Here is a 19,078-nt window from a genome sequence, read left to right on the forward strand (position 1 = left end):
CGCGCGTCCCAATTTACTACTAGCCGCTTCCGTAGGAAGCATTTTAAATAAGAATTTGGAGTATTCCCGCCGCCCGCTTCACAGAAAAAGACCACCTTCGGGTGGTCTTTTTTTACAGTATTATTGGTTAGGGGTAAAGCGACGAAGCTAACTATTCTTTTCTAGCGCTTTGTTTCTGATTTTTTTAAGAAATAGAGAATTGGGAAGACAAGTTGTACTGCGTACAACAATTTCCTTGATTTCTGCTTGGACAGCTCAGAATGTTGTATGTGCTACAACAATTTATCCTTTTTATTGGCTATAGAGCTGCTTTAGGCTAAAAGTGTTGTATTTTTTGCAACATTCGGTTGGAAAACACGGATTAGCTTGCTTAAAGTTGTACAAAGTACAACTTTACAGGGATAAGTATGCGAATGTTTCAGCACGACATTAATTAGGCGTAGATTGCTTTGCATCAACCTTTATAAACTCTCTCAATCAAGGATGGCGTAAGCCGTTTTCTTATGATCCGTGAAGGAAGAAGGGGATGCGTGCATGAATTCTCACTGCTTCTGCTCGAAGAATATTGGGTAGCATGTGCTCTAATCAAATAAATGATAACTCATGGAAAATATTGGTTGACAGTATCCGTTACTAGCGTGTATGATGTGAACAAGTTAATAATTGTGATGGAGACAAGGAGATTCACGTAGATTGCATGTCAAAAGGGCATGTCAGTTTATGTGTTTTTTTTCGCTCTTTTCACCCGTTTCCTCCGAATGTGCGAGACGGAAATTAACGAGTTACGAAAAGCGATACAGGGAAACCGAATGCCCTTAGCGTGAAAATGTAACTTTTTGAAAGAGAGGGGGATGCTATTTTGTTAGTAAATGAAAGCGCTTTAATTCAAGAGACAACTGAAAGTGTATCAGCAAGGAAAAAGAAGTGGGAGGAGAACATATTAGCTTATTTATTTCTGGCACCTTCCTTAGTCTTGTTTGCTGCATTCCTTTTTTATCCGATGGTCAAATCAGTCTACCTGAGTATGACGCTCACGGACCCTCGCGGTAGGGTCGTTGAATTTGTCGGGCTTGATAATTTTATCGATTTACTTGCATCGGGACAGTTTTATTCGAATTTAAAAGTGACGTTGTTGTTTATCTTGTTTACGGTACCTACCTCAATCGTATGGTCCTTATTTTTGGCAGCGATCACCCACAACAAACTGCGGGGCATGAAAGTATTCCAGTTCATATTTTCTCTGCCTATCGTCATATCGGTAGGTACGGGGTCGATTATCTGGTTCTTGCTGTTCCATCCGACAGCAGGGATGCTGAATTACTTTCTAAGCATTGCACATATTGAACCGATCCCTTGGTTAACGAGCCCTTCGTGGGCACTGGTTTCGATCTCCCTGTTGACGATATGGATGAATATGGGATTTCTGTTCATTGTGCTATCCAGTGGTCTTCAAGGGGTTCCGGAAGAAATTTATGAAAGCGCTAAAATTGATGGTTCAGGCCCAACACGGACATTTATCCAAATCGTTCTTCCGCTTTTGTCGCCCACGATATTTTTTGCCCTTATTGTGTCAGTGATCGGAGCCTTCCAAGCCTTTGGACAGATTCATATTTTGACAAAAGGTGGTCCGATGAATTCGACCAATGTGATCGTGTATTCCATCTATCAGGACGCTTTCGTTAATTTCCGTTTCGGAATCGGAAGTGCTCAGGCTTTGGTTCTCTTTGTGATTATCATGATTTTGACTGTGGTGCAGTTTAAAGTTTTAGAAAAGAAGGTGCATTATCAATGATCGCGAAAAGGATCGCACCCACCCTGAATTACTTGTTGCTGCTTGTGCTGGCCCTTGTCGTTTTGTATCCGCTTTTATTTACGGTATCCTCATCGTTTATGACAGAGAAGGAAGTTTCTAACTTCCCACCGCCATTATTTCCTTCTCAGTTGTATCTTGAGAACTTCAAGAACGCTATTTCGGGCTTTCCAATCGTGCGCTTTATCCTGAACAGCTTTATTGTATCTTCGGGGATTACGGTAAGTCAGGTTATCACGTCCAGTTTGGCCGCTTACGCTTTTTCGTTCCTGAATTTCAAAGGAAAGAAAGTATTGTTCGCCGTTTTTCTTTCGACCATGATGATTCCATGGGAAGTCACCATTATTCCTAATTATTTGACCATCAAAAATTGGGGATGGATGGACAGCTACCAGGGGCTGATCGTTCCCTTTATGGCGGGAGCTTTCGGGGTTTTCCTGCTTCGCCAGTTTTTCCTTCAGCTGCCTAATGAGCTGTTTGATGCGGCAAAAATCGACGGATGCGGGCATCTCCGGAATTTTTTCTCTATCGTACTTCCGCTATCCCGTCCTGCGCTGTCTACTTTGGGGGTTTATGTCTTCCTTACGCACTGGAACCACTATTTATGGCCCCTGTTAATTACAAATAGGGCGTCCATGAGAACGGTGCAAATCGGGGTTTCTATGCTGCAGCATGCGGAAGTCATGTCGTGGAATTTGATTTTGGCGGGAGTTACGATCGTTCTGCTTCCTTCTTTCCTTTTATTGGCTTTAGGTGTGAAACAATTAGTACGTGGAATTACCGCGGGTGCTGTTAAAGGTTAAGCGAGCGATGATCCGTCTGTTACCTAACAGGCTTATCATATATATGTATCCACTTTGAGCGAGGAGAGATAGAGACAATGGGGAAAAAAAAGTTAACGGGTTTAGTTTTAACGGCATCGATGGTTTTCCTTGCGGCATGCAGCGTAAATATGGGGGAAAGTACAGAAAGCAAGAAACCAGAAGCAACGAAATCTGGAGCAATTGAGGCAAGCGGACCTAAGAAAGTCATTTTCTGGCATGCGATGGGTGGAGCAAATACGAAAGTTGTTGATCAACTGGTCGCCGATTATAATGCTTCTCAGAATAAAATCAAGGTAGAAGCGGTGTACCAAGGAAATTACGACGACCTGCTTAGCAAATTAAAGGCGTCGATGGGTACAAGCGAAGGCCCTTCGGTCGTCCAGATGTATGAGATCGGCAGCCGCTTCATGATTGATTCCAAAGCAATTACACCCATGCAAAACTTCATTGATGCGGATAAGTGGGATTTGACACAGCTGGAGCCGAACATTGCCGGTTACTATACTTTAGGTGGCAAACTTTACTCGATGCCGTTCAACACGTCGAATCCGGTTCTTTATTATAATAAAGATTTGTTTAAAGCAGCTGGTCTAGATCCTGCGAAACCTCCAAAAACATTCGAGGAATTGAAAGTTGCTGCAGATGCCATTACCAAATCAGGTAAAGCTACCGGGGCAAACTTTGCGATTTATGGCTGGTTCATGGAGCAGCTCTTTGCCAATCAAGGCGCCGAATACGTAAACAACGGAAACGGTCGCACCTCTAATGCAACCCAATCGCAGGTGAACACGGAGCCAGGTGTGAAGGTACTGACTTGGTGGAAGGATCTTATTGACACCAAAGCGGCTAACAATCTGGGACGCAAAACAGACGATTCCAAAAAAGCATTTTCCGCAGGTCAGGTAGGTATGATTCTGGAATCCACAGCGGCGCTTAAGGGTCTTGTTGACAGCGCCAGCGGTAAATTCGAAGTGGGAACCAGCTTCTTGCCGAAGCCGGCAGATGCGAAAGAAGGTGGTGTTATTGTCGGCGGAGCCAGCTTATGGGTCATGAATAACCGCCCAGATGATGAGCAGAAATCCACTTGGGATTTCATCAAATTTCTGACTACACCTAAGGAGCAGGCTTACTGGCACGTCAATACGGGGTACTTCCCGATTACCAAAAAAGCCTATGACGAAGACCTTGTAAAGGAAAACCTGAAAAAGTTCCCTCAATTCCAGACGGCGATTGATCAACTGCACCAAACGAAGTTAAACACATCTACGCAGGGCGCGGTAATGGGTGTATTCCCTGAAGCAAGACAAATTGTTGAAGGGGCGATCGAAGAAGTGCTTAACAACAAGAAGACTCCGAAGGAAGCATTGGATGCCGCCGAAAAAGAGATCACTTCGAAGATTCAAACTTATAACAAAACAGTCAAATAATGATGTAAAAAGGCTTGAGTCCACTAGCCGGAAAGGAAACAGGAATGCTTAGTAATAAACCGATGATTATTGCACATCGTGGGGCCAAAGGAATGGCCCCAGAAAATACGCTTGCTGCCTTCCGGCTTGGGTTAAGCCAGGGATGCGAAGGGATTGAGCTTGACGTTCATTTAACCGCTGACGAGGAAATCGTCGTGTGTCATGATATGACGCTAGATCGGACTACAAACGGGAAAGGCCTAATAGTGGAGAAAAGTTTATTGGAAATCAAAACCTATGATGCTGGTCTTTGGTTTGGCGATGAGTTCAAAGGGGAGACCGTACCTACTTTGGACGAAGTCTTTGATCTTGTACCCGATAACATTATGATTAACGTGGAAATCAAATACTCCTACGATGGCAGAATGGAGCATAAGATAGTTGAATTTCTGCGCAGGCGTAACCGTTTGAATAATGTCATCGTTTCATCATTCGACCATAAGTGTGTCTGAAGGATCAAACAAACGGAACCGGAAGCCAAGATCGGTCTTTTGTATCAATCCAAATTGCTTGATCCTACCGCATACGCACGCAGTTTTGATGTGGAGGTGTACTCGCTTCATCCTTACTTTCAAATGTTGGATGCCGAGGATGTGCTGAAGGCGACAAAGAGCGGGCTTTATGTCTACCCTTATACGGCAAATGAAGTAAATGATCTGCTGCATCTAACTGGGCTTGGGGTTTCGGGTATCATTACAGACTTCCCAGGAAGATTAAAAGATTTGTTGCAAACGCAGGATTCCAAGTGAAAAATTTCTATGCGAAAAGCCCCGGTTTCCGGGGCTTTACCTTTCATTTTATCTTTAGGAATGGGGACATGAAATGAGTCTTCTTGTTTTGGAGAAACTAGGGATGGCGCTGTTATTAGGTCTGTTGATTGGGATTGACCGTCAACTGAAGCATAAACCATTGGGTATGAAAACGAGTATGGTGATTTCGGTGGCTAGCTGCTTAATCACTATTGTATCGATAGGAGCCGTTCAAAAGTACTCCATCCCTGGATATACGAATATGGATCCTATGAGGCTAGCGGCTCAAATTATTAGCGGAGTAGGCTTTATCGGGGCTGGCGTTATTTTAAGACGAAGTAATGAGATTATTTCTGGACTTACGACCGCGGCATTGGTATGGGCGGCTTCCGCTCTTGGCATCGCAACGGGAGCAGGATTTTATCAAGAAGCGACTTTGGCTGTTATTCTTATTATTTTCGCTATCAATCTGTTTCCGATTTTTATCAAGCTGCTTGGCCCACAAAAGCTGAGGGAGAAGGACTTGGCGATCAATATAATATTCAGTCCTGAAGGGGACATGTCCACACTTATCGATCAAATCAGCGCAGAATACATGAAGGTGAAGCATATCAAAATTAAGGACTTGAACGAGAATCAACAAATTCAGTTGGTCATTTCCACAGCAGACAAACATCGTACGACAACGGTTTACACCAAAATCAAGAAGATCAAATATGTGCTCGCAGCCGAAGTTGAAACGATAAGCAATTAATACGAGAGACTTTCTTGTGGAAACTATTACCACTATGCAAAAGTTGAAACTAATAGACCAACTATGCTAGTCTAACATAGACAAAAAATGCCGAATCTCGGAGCAGCAAAAGCTCTGGTACGGGGGACTTCTTTATTTGGGGTGAATGAATGCTCAGCTGTTTAATAAACTGAGCGCGCTAGGGAAACCTCTTCCCGAACCCGTCAACTAACCTCGGAGGCTTCAAGGAGGAACAATTTTTGAAACTTTTTACAAAAAGCTTTATTTGTTCATGCGCACTTGTTTGTGCAGCAGTATCTCTGTTTTCAGCTCCCTCGGTTCAAGCCGCATCATCAGCATCCACTGTGAAAGTCCAGGTCAACGATGAGTTGATTCAGTTCCCAGAAGTACAGCCATTTATTGACAACGCAGGAACGCTGCAAGTTCCTCTGCGAGTACTATCTGAGAAATTGGGTTATCAAGTAGGCTGGGCGAAGCAAGAAAGCGACATAGTGGTCACGTTGATGAACAAGCAGCAGACGATTCAACTGACAACCGACGAGAAGCAAGCGATTGTGAACAGCAAGAAGATTAGTCTGGAAAGCAGTCCGACGCTTTATCAAGGTAATACGTATGTACCCTTGCGATTCATTACTGAAACATTCGGTTCTCCGATTGAATGGAATGAAGCGAATCGTATCGCGATTGTGAATGTCGATGGCAAGTCGCACATGCCAGCCTGGATTGCACCGCCACCAGCACCAGCTCTGAAGGTAGCAGCGGTGGCTAAACCATCCATGTCTGATCAAATCGTGCAAACAGCAAATACGTTCATGGGTACGCCATACGTTTGGGGAGGCACAACACCCAGAGGGTTTGATTGTTCCGGATTTGTGCGCTATTTGTACGAAGCTAAAGGCATTGATCTACCCAGAACTTCAGTTCAAATGTACGATCAAGCAGGAACCAGAGTTACGGACTTGAAGGTTGGAGATCTGGTGTTTTTTGCAGCAGGCAGTGTAAATCACGTTGGTATTTATCTGGGGAATGATCAATTCATTTCGGCGACAACGTCTAGAGGTGTAACGATAGATAGTCTCGCCAGTTCATACTGGGGATCCAGATATGTGGGTGCCAAAAGAGTTCTGTAAATAAGCCATGTGATGAAAAAGGATTAAATCATCGAACATTTGTTTTCTATGAATCTTTCGAATGAAAGCATAGAAGGCAGATGTTCTTTTTTTTTGCGCGAAATATTGCGATTTTTATCGAAATTTTATGGTTTTTAGCCTATAATGAAGAAATGTTTGGAAGAAAGCAGGTGACACGAACGGCATGCAATTAAGTGTCTGGAAAAGTTGGTTTTATAAAAAAAGACATTCGAATAAAGCAGATAGCATGTATATCGTGGAAAAAGGTCCTGCCATACCAGAGGAGATTCGGGGAGTTATTGATCGATTTTTCCTTACGTATAATCATTTCAAAGGGGCTAGAAGCCTACAGACGGACACGTTTATAAAAGAAGTATTTTACGCAACGAAACAGGATCCGAAGGATCAAAGAACGATTGAAGAGATGGAAGCCTATATTCAGCAGAAAAATGTGCATCGCTTGCGATTAAAATCCTTTGTTGTCGATGAGTATCTTAGCATAGGCGAGAAGGTTTGCATGATTGGTGTGACGAGGGAATTCAGTAATAATCAGAGAAATCGCGTGCTTTATTTTCTAATAAAAGAGGATCAGTCTTGGCGCTTTCATCATATTGCAAGGTCTCACCATGGGAAAGTTCTAGATAAGTTTCAAGTGAATGAGCAAATGGGGTTTGTGGTTGGAAATGAAAAAGCCGCTCTCCTCTTTCTGACACACTCCGGGTCTGCCGATGCATCCACCTTTATATTGGGTGATTATGTGCATGTGGAAGGTTATTTGGAAGTGGAGCAAGAGGTGAGCAGCCAACTGTATTACCGAATTGTACGAATGAATCGCGTGCACTAAAAGCGAAGTGAAACCCGGTAAAGCTGTGGATCCCACTGGATCTGTCCGCCTAAGGATTCAATAATGGCTCGTAAGGGCATATAAATATGACCATCTACTATGGTAGGTGCTTCAGGTAGTGTGACCGATTGCCCATTCACAGTCATCACGGAATGATCCGGTCGAAGCTCAAGATTATTAGAACCATGATGAACGGTTAATGTACGTGTTGTCCCGTTCCATTCGAATTTGGCACCGATTCTTTCTAGAATACCCCGAAAGGGTACCATACTTGTTTCTTGCAATAAATATCCGCGGAACTCATAAACGAATTGTCCATTTACCTCTAATTGGATTTGTGGATGATCGAGACGTTCCACGACAAGTGCGTTGCTGAGCGCTCGACCCGGACTTCGCAGCATGGAGCCGTTCGCATACAGAGATGAACTTGCACCACCATCCATATTCATTGCATCCGTTAAGCCTAGCTTTAGAAGAACTTGCGCCATATCCGCCATCGTAGCAGTCGAGAGTGTCCCCATTACAAACTGATGGGAAGCGTCTAACCCAATGAAGCTGCGTACGTTCGCACTTGTTGTGATTTTGGGATCGGTAAAGCCATCCCGTTTGGTATCCAAATCAACTGCGCCATTCGTTAGCAAATGTGGCCCTGCTCCAATAGCGGCATCAACCGCTGTAAGCATAGAGCTTTCTCCGGTATCTTGATTATGGAGAGATGAAGTCAGCTTCACCATATCGCCAATATGGATATTAGGCAGCACGTAGGTCTTATTGTTGGCACTATTTCCGAGTAGGAACAGCTGCCCATCTTCGGGAATATCGACACTCTGCGTCGTAACGGCTGTAACTTTGCCCTCGCGGAGAACAACTTTGGTTGAGTTAGGAAAGTCGATCGTCGGCCCAAAAGCGCGGTTGTACCAGACGACTTGATCATTGGCGGAATCGCCGTAATATTTGTTCACACCCCAAGCAGTGAATGTGTAGGCTTTGCTCTGATGAGTAACGCTTATTTGGTGCTCTGTTTGGATTCGTTGTAAGCTAGCGGTTTTGTCGGCATGAACCAGAAAGGCAGGATTAATGCCTGAGTGCATGATTTCGCCGGAGCCAACGAGTAAACCATTCGGGTAGCGCTGGGTATCATCTTTTTCATAGGCGTCAAAAAAAGTTCCGTTGATCCCTGCAATCGCATGGTTTCTCGTTAACATGGAGGAGAAGGACTCATCATGGCCAATGCCGCCCTCAGCCGTAACAGGCTTAACGCGCAAGTAGGGATCGGTGAGATCAATGGTGACCCATTGTACAGTAAACGACTTGCCATTATGAGCAATCGTTCGGCTTTGTGTTTGTACGGTACCTTGTGCAGAAGTAGATACTGGGAAGATAACGTCTGCTAAGAGCAGACAGCTGAGCATCGCGGTGTAAGTACGAATGCGGAAACGCGCAAGAGGCATGGCAGCTATCATCCTTTCTGAATTTACTTCTTTTTTAATTCGCGCAGGGAGTAGAACGTTCCTCTCCAATTGATGCCACCTTGTTTCCAAGTTAGCCAAACGGAGCGGACAATCGTATAGAGGAGCAGGGAAGCGCTGATAGGGAGCAAGAAAGCTTCATCTCCGCGTTTGCTCATGAGGCGGAACATTAGCTTGCGGTATAGCCATATTTGTAAAATGACAGTGACAGCATAGACGGCACCTCTCCAGTCCCAAAAGAAGATAAGACCGAGCCAAGGGAATATAAAAAAAATAAGCTGACCCAGACAAGCCAGTAAAGCAATGGTGTAGCTGTAGCGAAAGCCGGAGAAAAGGTTTTTCTCCAGGCCGACGATCGCTTCCTTGAGAGAGCGGTACCATTCGACTTGAAGGATGTGTTTGCCAGACAGAACCTTCTGCCTAAATCCAGCTCGTTTGAGGGAGATGCCTAATTGAAGATCATCATCAGGTCTTAGGGCGATCGATTTGTGCGTGCCAATCGCTTCATAAGCGCTGCGGCTGACCATGTTAAAGGCACCAATTCCGATGCCCGGTTCACGAGCGTTGTCAAGGTTGGCACGCCACGGGCGTACGAATAAGGAAAATGAGAAGAGGAAGAAATGAACGAACCCTCTGAGCAGTGTGCTTCGTGCAATCATGTTAGGGGTCAGCGTGAGATGCTGTACGTCATGTTCCTTCATATAAGTAACCGCATCTGAAATCGTTCCTGGTGCAAAAATGATATCGGCATCTGTAAAAAGTAAATATTGGCCTCTCGCTTGCTGATACCCTTGGTAGAGGGCATGATTTTTGCCAAGCCAGCCTTCAGGCAGAGAGGTGATGTGAATGATTTGCAGCGGTGTGTGAATATCCGTTTTGTGCTGTGACCACTTCCGCAGCTCTTCAAGCCGGACGCCGGTAGCGTCCTGAGAGCGGTCATTGACGGCGATGATCTCAAGGCGCGGATAATTTTGCGTGAGTAGATGTCGAACGGTTTCTAGGATGGTACTCTCCTCTTCTTTGGCGGCGATAATGACCGAAACGAGTGGAGGCTTGTCCGGGAGCTTCGTGGATTTGGGCAGTGTATGCAGTAAATGTATGCCTTTATGCACATCAAAAGTGATATAAAGCCAGTAGAGGAGGGTCAGAATCGCGATAATTCCTAGGGTGGACATGGTATGCCTCCTTGTGAAAGAATAGAAGTTGACCGCATTATATCATTCATCACGAGTGAGGGGAAATTTTGCTGGATGCGTGTTAAGGGAGGATCTGATGGGGGAAGAACGGATTGAACCGCGGGAGCAGTATTGGAAAAAGATGAATGGCGAGCAGTTGGCCATCTTTCTCAAGGCAATTGGGAAAAAGTCGGTGATGAAGCCGGATTCGTTGGCTTTTGTATGTATAGGAACAGATCGATCTACAGGCGATTCACTGGGCCCGCTTGTAGGGAGCAGACTTATGGAACTGGGGTATCCGCATGTGATAGGAACACTTGAAGCGCCTTGTGATGCTAGTAACTTAGCAGCGCGTTTGCAGGGAATTCCACATGGCTGTGTGGTGATAGCGATTGATGCTTGTTTGGGACAAAAGCTGTCAGTGGGCATGTATCAGGTGTCTAATCAGCCTTTGGCTCCGGGGAAGTCAGTAGGGAAGGTGCTGCCTCAAGTTGGAGATTATACGATCGCTGCTATCGTCAATGCAGACGGTCCTAGGCAGTATAGTGTTCTACAAACGACATCGCTGTACAGCGTGTTGAAGATGGCTAATGAAGTGACGAAGGCAATCGAGCATGCTTTTCCCATTTAGAAGGCAGCTTAGGGTAGAACGGAGAGATGATTAGTGGGACCAGGTGGAATGGGGCGGCTTTCCGATAGGAATCGGCCTAAAGCGAAGTTAAAGGATGTTTCGGTTAGAAGGATTTTACGGTTGTTCAAAGGGTATTGGGGACAACTAATGGCGATAATAGGGTTGGCGCTGTTTGCAGCCTTGATAGGTTTAATCCCACCTCTTGTTATGAAAGAAATTATTGATAAAGCGATCCCGCTGGGCAATATGAAGCTTTTGGCAGGAATGGCGATGCTTATGATTGTACTTCCCGTTCTAAGCGGAGTACTTGGGGTGTGGCAAAATCATCTCAATACCAAAGTAACCCAAGGGGTTATTCGGGATTTAGGACAGTCTTTGTTTCATAATTTGCAGCGGCAATCGATGGCATTCTTTACGGATGCTCGGTCGGGAGAAATTGTTCAACGGATTACGGGAGACGTACAGGCTGTGCAGAGTGTCGTGACTTCGCTGGTTGTGTCCTCGATTACACAGATTGTCATTGTTGTTTCGACCATTGGTATTTTGTTTGCCCTTGATTGGAAGCTGGCCATTATCTCCGTGCTTATTCTTCCGCTGTTTGTGCTGCCTGTGAAAAAAGTATCGAGGTTAAGGAAATCGCTGCGCACGGAAACACAGAAAGTGCGTTCCGATATTACTTCTCAACTTAGTGAAAATTTCGGAATCTCCGGTGCCTTGTTGACGCGTATCTTCGGTAGAGAACGGCAGCAGGAGATCGAGTTTACGGCCATGAACCAGAAGGTTATGGATTTGGAGCTGCGGCTCAATCTGGTTGGCCGCTGGTTCGGGATGGCGACGAGTACGCTGGGGCCGTTAGGCACAGCGATTATTTATATGTATGGCGGCTACTCCGTCATATCCGGCAGCATGACGCTGGGATCGATCGTCGCGTTCGCGGCGTATCTTGGGCGATTGTACATGCCTGTAGGTATGCTGCTGAACCTACATGTCGAGGTAGCCACTGCGCTTGGCGTATTCCAGCGTATCTTCGAGTACCAGGACATGGTGCCGGATGTCATGGACTCAGTCGGGGCCGCGCCGCTGACGAAGGTCGCGGGTCGGGTGGCTTATAAGCAGGTTTCTTTTGCTTATAAGCCAGGGCAGTACGCGCTGCGGGACGTCACGTTCGAGGCGCAGCCGGGTGAAATGGTCGCGCTCGTCGGGCCAAGCGGCGCGGGGAAATCGACGCTGATCGGCATGATCGCGCGGCTGTATGACTCGACGTCGGGTGTCGTCGAGGTCGATGGCGTGAACGTCCGCGACGTTCAACTGGCTTCGCTGCGCGAGCAGATCGCGTATGTGACGCAGGAGTCGTTTCTGTTCCACGCGACGATTGGCGACAACCTGCGCTTCGCGCGGGAGGACGCAACGCGTGAGGAGATGGAGGCCGCTTGTCGGCAGGCCTACATCCACGACTTTATCGTGTCGCTTCCCGAAGGGTACGACACGATGGTGGGAGAGCGCGGCCACCGGCTCTCCGGCGGCGAGCGCCAGCGGATCGCGATTGCTCGCGCGATCCTAAAGCGCCCGCGCATCCTCATCCTCGATGAGGCGACGTCGCACTTGGACTCGGAGTCCGAGTCCTATGTGCAGTCGGCGCTCGAGGAGCTGATGCAAGGGCGCACGACGCTCGTGATCGCGCACCGGCTCTCCACGGTGCTGGCCGCCGATCACATTCTGGTGATCGAAGCGGGCAGCGTCGTGGAGCGGGGCACGCACAGCGAGCTGCTTGCACAGGATGGGCTGTATGCACGGCTGTACAGCACGCAGTTCGCTCACGCTGCTGAGGAGTAGGCTGTACGCGGTTACGGCGGTTGATAAGTCATGGTAGGGAGGCTGTCCCAAAAGGTCAATAGACTTTTTGAGACAGCCACTTTTCATAAATGTACCAACAAAAAGGATTGTGAGACTATTGAAGAAGCTAGAATGATTTTAGAGTCCAAGAGGGTGCCTATTGCTCTTACGCTTGATATTCTGTTACACGGGAAGAAATAACTTAAAGAATAACGACTCAACATCAGGGGAATAAGATTAACAAAGGTGTCACGGCTTATTGAAGTAAAAGGATTATCATTTGATGAGAAAGAGATAGGTAGCTAAAATTCGAATATCTTGACAAACTTTTCTGTAACTAATAGTATTACAGTATAAAAAATGAATAGGGGTCGTAAAACATGAAATGTAAAATCAATCGAAATGCCGCTAAGGTCTTAAAAAATATGTTGAGTAGTGAAGAAGCGGAAGGGAAGATGATTCGTGTATTTATTACACTGAATCATGGAGAACATGCTCATTATGATGTGATGCTGGATACACCTACTGAACATGATGAGATCGTAGAAACAGACAAAGATATTAAAATTTTACTAGATAAACGAGAAGACCTTTTAGATGGGGTTTGGATTCAATATTTTCATGTACCTGAAGAAGGTTTTTTCATAACGAACCCTTCAACAGGATTTCTTGAAAAATAAGCGCATGCTTGCTTAACTAAAATTGTTGAGAACCCCCATGTTTCTACACATGGGTTATTTTTATATTGAACGATCATGGAGGAATTTCAATGAGTCAACGCTATCGAATTACAAGAGCATTTCAGGAAAAGGACAATTCGTCGAAAATAATATCTTTAGAAGAGTGCAAGCAGTATTTTACGTCCAAACCTGATTTTTCCTATACCTCAGTGTTTACGGTAACAGGCTCTACCAGCATGTCCATTGAGGGAGATTTTTTCTTGTGGAGCTATGGCGATATAATGGTCCCATTTCGGCATTATCAGGGAGATATTTACGTATCCGGAACAAATGAAGCAGTAATTCCCAAGATGATTGAGGTTGCGGGCGAATTGGCGGCGGATGTGCTGGAAGGGTAATTATTGAGGCGTTTCATTTCTAGGCCAGATACACAAAAGCACAATGAACCAGGAGAAAATAGTTCCTGATCCATTGTGCTTTTGTGCTGGTTTGGGGCTAGATGTAGTGTTGAATTCTATAAGAATGGAGAGATAGGGATGGATTGCCTGGGGTGTCGCATTTCTAATGGGATGGAGCCAAACGTAAATATTATTTTCGAGAATGAGTTGATAACCTGTGTTCTTGATATCGCTCCATTTAACGAGGGTCATACGCTAATACTCCCCAAAAAACATTTTTGGGATTTCGAGGATATGGATACTGGCACTGCTCACTGCATAATGGATACTTCAATGAAAATAACTAAGATATTAAAACAAATATTTCAGCCAGACGGCATTTCTTTATGCCAGAACGGCGGAGTGTTTAACGACTTAACGCATTATCATATGCATATTATTCCAAGATACAAGGGTGACGGATTCACCTGGAGCGAACCGCTATTCCCAAATGGTGCAGAAAAACGTTTAGGAGAAACTAGAGATAAAATCTTAAATGTGTTAAATACACATATGTAATAACCCACGAAACTGGCTTATGTGGTCCTTACTTTAGTTCCAAGAGTGAATCATATGATTAGTTTGAGGCTGCCGGAGGATGATTCTATGGCAGCCTTTGCTCACCAAAGAATAGCGTGGACGTAGGCGCATTTTATTTTTTTGGCAGCATCATGAGAGACTGGGTATGACGTTGGATCTCGGAAGCCTTTAACGGACCACCATGCCCCATGTAGAATTTTTCGATTCCAGAATCAAGCAGGCGGGTCAATTCACGGGCTACTGTGTGCGGGTCATCTTCGAATGGTGGACGTATGGCACGATTGGTTCTTACGATACCGCCTAACAAAATTCCTGAAGCGACAAGGTCACCGACCAAAGCTTCATTAGAAGCAAGCTCTATAGAGACAGAGCCAACTGTATGCCCAGGTGTGTGCTTAACCATCCCCGGAACTCCGTACCGCTCCAAGTCGATAACATCATGCTTTGTAAGCAGAATATCGGGTTCAAAACCGATATACGGCTCGAGCATTAATGGTGTCTTGATAAATAAACGGCCAAACCAACCGGTTGGGCAAAAAGTCATTGGCGTTTCTCGATTAAAATGTTTAGCATCCCCCTCGTGAGCCAATATAGGTGCTCCTGATAGCTCGCGAATTACTGCTGCACTTCCGGCATGATCTACATGCGCATGGGTCACGACGATGAGTTTGATGTCTTTGAAAGTAAGTCTTTCTTTAGCTAAGGCCTTTTTAATTTTATTCTCAGACCCGGGTAGTCCCGCATCGATTAGAATGCATCCGTCAGGGCCCACAAGTAAGTGGGAATTTACCATGTGCATGGGGAGGATTGGAATGCGGACGATTTTTACAGTGTTCATAATTTCATTGTCCTCTCTGGTGACTAACCCAAGATAAAAATACCGAACCGAACCGTACGGTTCGGTATTATGCTACTCCAATATTTAGTTAAATGCAAGAGAAATGTTACAATGTATTTCAAATGCTATTTGGGATGTATGGGGGACTGGAAAATGCGTAAAGATGAGAAAACACGACAACATATCATTAGTAAATCCGCTGAATTATTTAATCAAAAGGGGTATGCCGGGTCATCGATACAAGACATCATAGAGGCTACAGGATTAACAAAAGGAGGGATTTATCGAAGATTCTCTAACAAAGATGAAATCGCGGTGGAAGCGTTTGAATATGCGGGGCAGGTTTTGATGGAACAATTATCATCGGCCATAAATAATGCGGATACAGCGATAGACAAAATAATGGCTGTATGTAATGTACATATTGATCCCGTGAACAATCCCCCAATAAAAGGCGGGTGTCCTTTGCTTAATACGGCAGTTGAAAGCGATGATACCTTTCCAATCCTGCGTGATAAAGCTTTAGCCGCGTATGAGGAGATGTTAAGCCTCGTCCAAGGTATTTTAAAACATGGGATATCTGTTGGAGAATTCCGATCAGATGTAGATGTTGAGTCACTATCATCATTTATCATTTCTTCACTCGAAGGCAGTGTGATGGCAAGCAAATTGAGCAGAGATAGTAAACATGTAGGGTTTGTTATGCAACAACTTCGGAATCTACTGAACACATATATAGAAGTAGTATCGCTCGAAAACCTGCAATAAAATTAGAAATCGATTTTGGTGAGATGAGTATTAAGGGGGAAATTATGAGCAAAACCGAGGTCTCAACCGTCGCCGGTTCGGAGCCACATATACCATTTCTCGAATCCGGTTCTTATCCCGTACGGCACGGTAATATTGTTCGTCCGCTTGTGGATAGTGCTCCCACTTTTCGGCGCATTTGTGAGGCTATCGAAACAGCACAGCACAGTGTCTGGCTCACCATTACTTTCATGGATCCGGATTTCCAGATGCCAGATGATCGCGGTACCCTGTTCGATGTGCTGGACCGTGCGGTTGCTCGTGGATTGGATGTACGCGTCATTTTCTGGCGCCCAAATTTGGAGAGCAGTGGGTATGGCCAAGCCTTCCCAGTATCTCACGATAACCGTGAAATGCTCGCTGCGCGTGGTTCGCTTTTCCGTGCCCGTTGGGACCGTGCTCATGGTTACTTCTGCCAACATCAAAAATGTTGGCTGATCGATGCAGGACATTCGTCCGAGACGACATTTATCGGTGGAATTAATCCGACATTCAAGTCCTTCGAACCAGGCCACATGGGCGAGGGGCAACGCCACGACGTCTTTGTCGAAGTAATAGGACCATCCGCGACCGACGTGCACCATAGTTTCGTGCAAAGATGGAACGAGGCTAGCGAGAGAATGGAGGAAGGCGGAGTGTGGGGCCACAATGGCGATGACGAGTTGACTTTCCCTACACGCGTATCCGTTCCTCGAGGAGACAGCCAGGTGCAGATTCAAAGGAACGTGTATGCGGGCCGTTACAGTAATAGTTATCCAACTCCCGGGGGTTCTTCCTTCGATATTGCTGCAGGCGAGCGATCCATTTTCGGGCAGTACAAACAAGCGATCGATGCCGCTCGCAGCTCAATCTACATCGAGAATCAGGCTCTCCCAGTTCCGGAGATCTCTGCCAGACTGGAGGAGGCACTAAAACGTGGCGTGGACGTCGTCCTCCTCGTTCCAGCTGAGCCCGAGCCATACGTGCGCGCATCCCGTCAACATCCGGATAGCAAAAGCTTCTTCGATTCTTTAGAAGCGCTTGGCCGATACGAGAATTTCGCACTTGTTGGAATAGCAGGGCTGAATGGACAGGGGGAGCGCAGCAATATTTATGTACATGCCAAAATAATGCTGATCGACGACGCGTGGGCGACAATCGGTTCCTGCAACCTTCACTGGAATTCACTCTTTGGTCATACGGAGATGAACGCTGCGTTTTGGGACCCCAAAGTGGTGCGTTCACTCCGCCGTCAACTATTGTCCGAACACCTAGGTCAAGACACTCTACAGTTAACCGACCGCAAGGCGCTTCAACTTTACCGGAACATTGCTCATGAAAACCGACTCCGTGGAGCGCGAGGAGATTTCAACTGGAAAAGTCTTGCATTCACCCTAGACCCGACAACTTACGGCAAATAGATGAAAAGAGGCTGCCCTCAAGGGCACTCCCTTCATTTACCAATGCTATTTGTGAACAATCCTTCTTGTTCTAGAGTCAAATAAAATAAACACCTAAATTACGTAAACATATAGAAATGAAGGAGAACTTAATGAAAAAAAGTTTGAGATCACTAATTCACTGGCATTCATTTATGGATCAACTTGAGACTTATACAGCAGCTACATTGTTGAGATGGAAAAAATGCTTGAACCCATTAACGAACAAAATCGGTTTTGGCATTTATTTTTACAAGGATATCACCATAAATTTAAACCGTTTGAACAAAGATATGCTGGCAATTGGCGCCGATTTTGTTACACTTTCGCATTTCGACAAGCGTACATTTCCTAGCTTTGTATCGGTTGCCGATGGGATACACGCGACGATGTTTACGAAAGTACCTAACCATATTATTAAACGGATTACCACTTTGGTCACTGCATTACCAGGTTATAAAGCGCTGCAATCGGCATCCCGTTCGTACGGGTATAAATGTGAGCTTCACTACAATCAGGGAAAAGTATTTTTTGGCTCGTTACAAATTCATTTTAAGAAAATGCAAAACGAGCTCTCATCTCCTAGTTACGCAGCCCTGCCAATGATAGGCGGGACTGAGTAAGAAAAAACATCCATGTTTTTTTAACCGCAACCTCGACATGAAGATGACTTCGTGCTGGGTTTAGCGGTTTTTTGTTTTGGAATTTAGAGTTTCTTCCCATCAACAAGTCACCTTATTTGCGTCCGGACTTGAATTGACTAGGAGTAAAGCCAACGAATTTTTTAAACTGGCGCATAAAGTGGGTATCATTCTCATATCCGCACATTTTGGAAATGGCGGCGATGGATAACGAACTGTTCTCCAAAAGATACTTGGCGTATTCCAGCCTGCTGTTAATGATGTCTATAACCACAGAACACCCGAATAGTTCCTTATAAATATGTTGGAAATAAGATTTACTTAAATTCATGCACGAAGCAAGCTTTTCTACGGACCTATTCGTTTGAGGCGAACTGTAGAGCTCATTGCGCAGCTCGGAAAATTGGCTAAAATATCGACTTGTCTTGTCGGGCAAGGTGGGTCTGTCAAGCAGATTACGAAGCTTCATAAAAAGAGTTCTTATATCCGAATCAATGATTTTATCGCGCAGCGGGCCGCCCAACTGGTTGATGCTATGTAATTCCATGATGCATTTTGTAATTAATAGCGGATCTGCAGCCTTGACGGGCGTGTCAAGGGGGAAATTCAACTCCAAAAGGAAATCCTGAATTTCAGTGCCGTCACAATGGAACCAGTCGTTGACAAATGGTTTTTCCAATTCCCTGTAAAGATGGGGGGTTGAAGGTTGAAATATGAGATAGGAATTTTTTTCGGCCACGAATGACTTGCCGTCGAGAATAACTTCTGAATTGCTTTTAAAAAGAACAAAGGCATAATTCCCTGCTCCTACCGGACGGTCAATAGTGACCCCATCCCAATGTTTAAAATTATATCCGCAACTAATTAATTGAATCATCCTGCATCTCCTTAAAAAGCACGATAGGTCAGTTTTTGGCTATTATAATTTATTGTTTCTGAATTAACAAGCGTTGAAGCAACTTGAAATCCCTGTGCTCCGTTGGCCGGGCGGATGCTTTGCCGATGAATATCACTGGAAAGATGGCGTTTTAA

General features: G+C 45.3%; 18 protein-coding genes, 2 pseudogenes and 1 riboswitch. Of the genes and pseudogenes, 16 read left to right on the top strand and 4 right to left on the bottom strand.

All coding sequences use genetic code 11. From position 1 onward, the window contains the following. Positions 1-883 precede the first annotated feature (883 nt). From QFZ81_RS01830 to QFZ81_RS01865, 7 genes and pseudogenes are all read left to right on the top strand, one after another. The gene (locus QFZ81_RS01830; protein ID WP_307606811.1) at positions 884-1,792 is read left to right on the top strand and encodes a carbohydrate ABC transporter permease; all 909 of its coding nucleotides are present in this window, start codon (positions 884-886) and stop codon (positions 1,790-1,792) included. After that, on the top strand, positions 1,789-2,613 hold the full coding sequence (locus tag QFZ81_RS01835; RefSeq protein ID WP_307434582.1) for a carbohydrate ABC transporter permease: 825 nt from the start codon (positions 1,789-1,791) through the stop codon (positions 2,611-2,613). Before QFZ81_RS01830 ends, QFZ81_RS01835 begins: the two co-directional genes overlap by 4 nt. A gap of 77 nt (positions 2,614-2,690) precedes the next feature. Beyond that, complete coding sequence (locus QFZ81_RS01840; protein WP_307601225.1) at positions 2,691-4,061, top strand: ABC transporter substrate-binding protein; 1,371 nt, start codon at positions 2,691-2,693, stop codon at positions 4,059-4,061. A 62-nt stretch (positions 4,062-4,123) separates the two neighbouring features. After that, positions 4,124-4,849, top strand: a pseudogene (locus tag QFZ81_RS37195) (glycerophosphodiester phosphodiesterase). A 73-nt stretch (positions 4,850-4,922) separates the two neighbouring features. After that, positions 4,923-5,603 (top strand): MgtC/SapB family protein, encoded by a 681-nt coding sequence (locus QFZ81_RS01855; RefSeq protein WP_307601230.1) that lies wholly within the window; start codon positions 4,923-4,925, stop codon positions 5,601-5,603. Between the two features lie 78 nt (positions 5,604-5,681). Next, positions 5,682-5,840: riboswitch (cyclic di-AMP (ydaO/yuaA leader) on the top strand. A 2-nt stretch (positions 5,841-5,842) separates the two neighbouring features. Then, positions 5,843-6,733 (top strand): C40 family peptidase, encoded by an 891-nt coding sequence (locus QFZ81_RS01860; RefSeq protein WP_307601232.1) that lies wholly within the window; start codon positions 5,843-5,845, stop codon positions 6,731-6,733. Positions 6,734-6,917: 184 nt separating this feature from the next. Beyond that, entirely contained in the window at positions 6,918-7,577 is a 660-nt protein-coding gene (locus tag QFZ81_RS01865; RefSeq protein WP_307601234.1) for a hypothetical protein, read from the top strand. Here QFZ81_RS01865 and QFZ81_RS01870 read toward each other — a convergent pair. Then, positions 7,574-9,097, bottom strand: a complete 1,524-nt coding sequence (locus tag QFZ81_RS01870) for a stalk domain-containing protein (RefSeq protein ID WP_307434564.1) — start codon at positions 9,095-9,097, stop codon at positions 7,574-7,576. The two genes, QFZ81_RS01865 and QFZ81_RS01870, sit on opposite strands and share 4 nt — an antisense overlap. Next, positions 9,052-10,221, bottom strand: a complete 1,170-nt coding sequence (locus QFZ81_RS01875) for a glycosyltransferase family 2 protein (RefSeq protein WP_307434561.1) — start codon at positions 10,219-10,221, stop codon at positions 9,052-9,054. The genes QFZ81_RS01870 and QFZ81_RS01875 overlap by 46 nt, the downstream gene beginning before the upstream one ends. A gap of 97 nt (positions 10,222-10,318) precedes the next feature. Here QFZ81_RS01875 and yyaC point away from each other — a divergent pair, with 97 nt between their 5' ends. The 5 genes from yyaC to QFZ81_RS01900 all read left to right on the top strand — a co-directional run bounded on the left by yyaC (position 10,319) and on the right by QFZ81_RS01900 (position 14,321). Then, positions 10,319-10,852: a spore protease YyaC gene (gene yyaC / locus QFZ81_RS01880; protein WP_307434556.1), complete on the top strand. Its 534-nt coding sequence runs from the start codon at positions 10,319-10,321 to the stop codon at positions 10,850-10,852. A gap of 147 nt (positions 10,853-10,999) precedes the next feature. Continuing rightward, complete coding sequence (locus tag QFZ81_RS01885) at positions 11,000-12,685, top strand: ABC transporter ATP-binding protein (RefSeq protein WP_307434554.1); 1,686 nt, start codon at positions 11,000-11,002, stop codon at positions 12,683-12,685. A 380-nt stretch (positions 12,686-13,065) separates the two neighbouring features. Further along, positions 13,066-13,365: an iron-sulfur cluster assembly accessory protein gene (locus QFZ81_RS01890; protein ID WP_307434550.1), complete on the top strand. Its 300-nt coding sequence runs from the start codon at positions 13,066-13,068 to the stop codon at positions 13,363-13,365. 89 nt (positions 13,366-13,454) lie between these two features. Further along, entirely contained in the window at positions 13,455-13,763 is a 309-nt protein-coding gene (locus QFZ81_RS01895; protein ID WP_307434547.1) for a hypothetical protein, read from the top strand. 138 nt (positions 13,764-13,901) lie between these two features. After that, positions 13,902-14,321, top strand: a complete 420-nt coding sequence (locus tag QFZ81_RS01900) for an HIT family protein (RefSeq protein ID WP_307601236.1) — start codon at positions 13,902-13,904, stop codon at positions 14,319-14,321. 133 nt (positions 14,322-14,454) lie between these two features. Here QFZ81_RS01900 and QFZ81_RS01905 read toward each other — a convergent pair whose 3' ends face one another. Then, the gene (locus tag QFZ81_RS01905; protein ID WP_307434542.1) at positions 14,455-15,180 is read right to left on the bottom strand and encodes an MBL fold metallo-hydrolase; all 726 of its coding nucleotides are present in this window, start codon (positions 15,178-15,180) and stop codon (positions 14,455-14,457) included. Between the two features lie 153 nt (positions 15,181-15,333). Here QFZ81_RS01905 and QFZ81_RS01910 point away from each other — a divergent pair, with 153 nt between their 5' ends. From QFZ81_RS01910 to QFZ81_RS01925, 4 genes and pseudogenes are all read left to right on the top strand, one after another. Next, positions 15,334-15,948, top strand: coding sequence for a TetR/AcrR family transcriptional regulator (locus QFZ81_RS01910; RefSeq protein ID WP_307434539.1), 615 nt, complete (start codon positions 15,334-15,336; stop codon positions 15,946-15,948). A 230-nt stretch (positions 15,949-16,178) separates the two neighbouring features. After that, positions 16,179-16,433, top strand: a pseudogene (locus QFZ81_RS37200) (phospholipase D-like domain-containing protein); the annotation flags it as partial. A gap of 189 nt (positions 16,434-16,622) precedes the next feature. Next, positions 16,623-17,387: a phospholipase D-like domain-containing protein gene (locus QFZ81_RS01920; protein ID WP_307601239.1), complete on the top strand. Its 765-nt coding sequence runs from the start codon at positions 16,623-16,625 to the stop codon at positions 17,385-17,387. 131 nt (positions 17,388-17,518) lie between these two features. Continuing rightward, positions 17,519-18,028: a hypothetical protein gene (locus tag QFZ81_RS01925; protein ID WP_307434531.1), complete on the top strand. Its 510-nt coding sequence runs from the start codon at positions 17,519-17,521 to the stop codon at positions 18,026-18,028. Positions 18,029-18,140: 112 nt separating this feature from the next. On the opposite strand, the gene QFZ81_RS01930 is transcribed toward QFZ81_RS01925, so the two are convergent. Beyond that, entirely contained in the window at positions 18,141-18,923 is a 783-nt protein-coding gene (locus tag QFZ81_RS01930; protein ID WP_307434526.1) for an AraC family transcriptional regulator, read from the bottom strand. Positions 18,924-19,078: the final 155 nt, after the last annotated feature.

The organism is Paenibacillus sp. V4I9, from assembly GCF_030817295.1.
Classification (GTDB): domain Bacteria; phylum Bacillota; class Bacilli; order Paenibacillales; family NBRC-103111; genus Paenibacillus_E.

Coding starts and splice junctions, on each gene's coding strand:
- QFZ81_RS01835 (WP_307434582.1), top strand. CDS start 1,789: ATGATCGCGAAAAGGATCGCACCCACCCTGAATTACTTGTTGCTGCTT.
- QFZ81_RS01840 (WP_307601225.1), top strand. CDS start 2,691: ATGGGGAAAAAAAAGTTAACGGGTTTAGTTTTAACGGCATCGATGGTT.
- QFZ81_RS01855 (WP_307601230.1), top strand. CDS start 4,923: ATGAGTCTTCTTGTTTTGGAGAAACTAGGGATGGCGCTGTTATTAGGT.
- QFZ81_RS01865 (WP_307601234.1), top strand. CDS start 6,918: ATGCAATTAAGTGTCTGGAAAAGTTGGTTTTATAAAAAAAGACATTCG.
- QFZ81_RS01875 (WP_307434561.1), bottom strand. CDS start 10,221: ATGTCCACCCTAGGAATTATCGCGATTCTGACCCTCCTCTACTGGCTT.
- yyaC (WP_307434556.1), top strand. CDS start 10,319: ATGGGGGAAGAACGGATTGAACCGCGGGAGCAGTATTGGAAAAAGATG.
- QFZ81_RS01885 (WP_307434554.1), top strand. CDS start 11,000: ATGGCGATAATAGGGTTGGCGCTGTTTGCAGCCTTGATAGGTTTAATC.
- QFZ81_RS01890 (WP_307434550.1), top strand. CDS start 13,066: ATGAAATGTAAAATCAATCGAAATGCCGCTAAGGTCTTAAAAAATATG.
- QFZ81_RS01895 (WP_307434547.1), top strand. CDS start 13,455: ATGAGTCAACGCTATCGAATTACAAGAGCATTTCAGGAAAAGGACAAT.
- QFZ81_RS01900 (WP_307601236.1), top strand. CDS start 13,902: ATGGATTGCCTGGGGTGTCGCATTTCTAATGGGATGGAGCCAAACGTA.
- QFZ81_RS01905 (WP_307434542.1), bottom strand. CDS start 15,180: ATGAACACTGTAAAAATCGTCCGCATTCCAATCCTCCCCATGCACATG.
- QFZ81_RS01910 (WP_307434539.1), top strand. CDS start 15,334: ATGCGTAAAGATGAGAAAACACGACAACATATCATTAGTAAATCCGCT.
- QFZ81_RS01925 (WP_307434531.1), top strand. CDS start 17,519: ATGAAAAAAAGTTTGAGATCACTAATTCACTGGCATTCATTTATGGAT.
- QFZ81_RS01930 (WP_307434526.1), bottom strand. CDS start 18,923: ATGATTCAATTAATTAGTTGCGGATATAATTTTAAACATTGGGATGGG.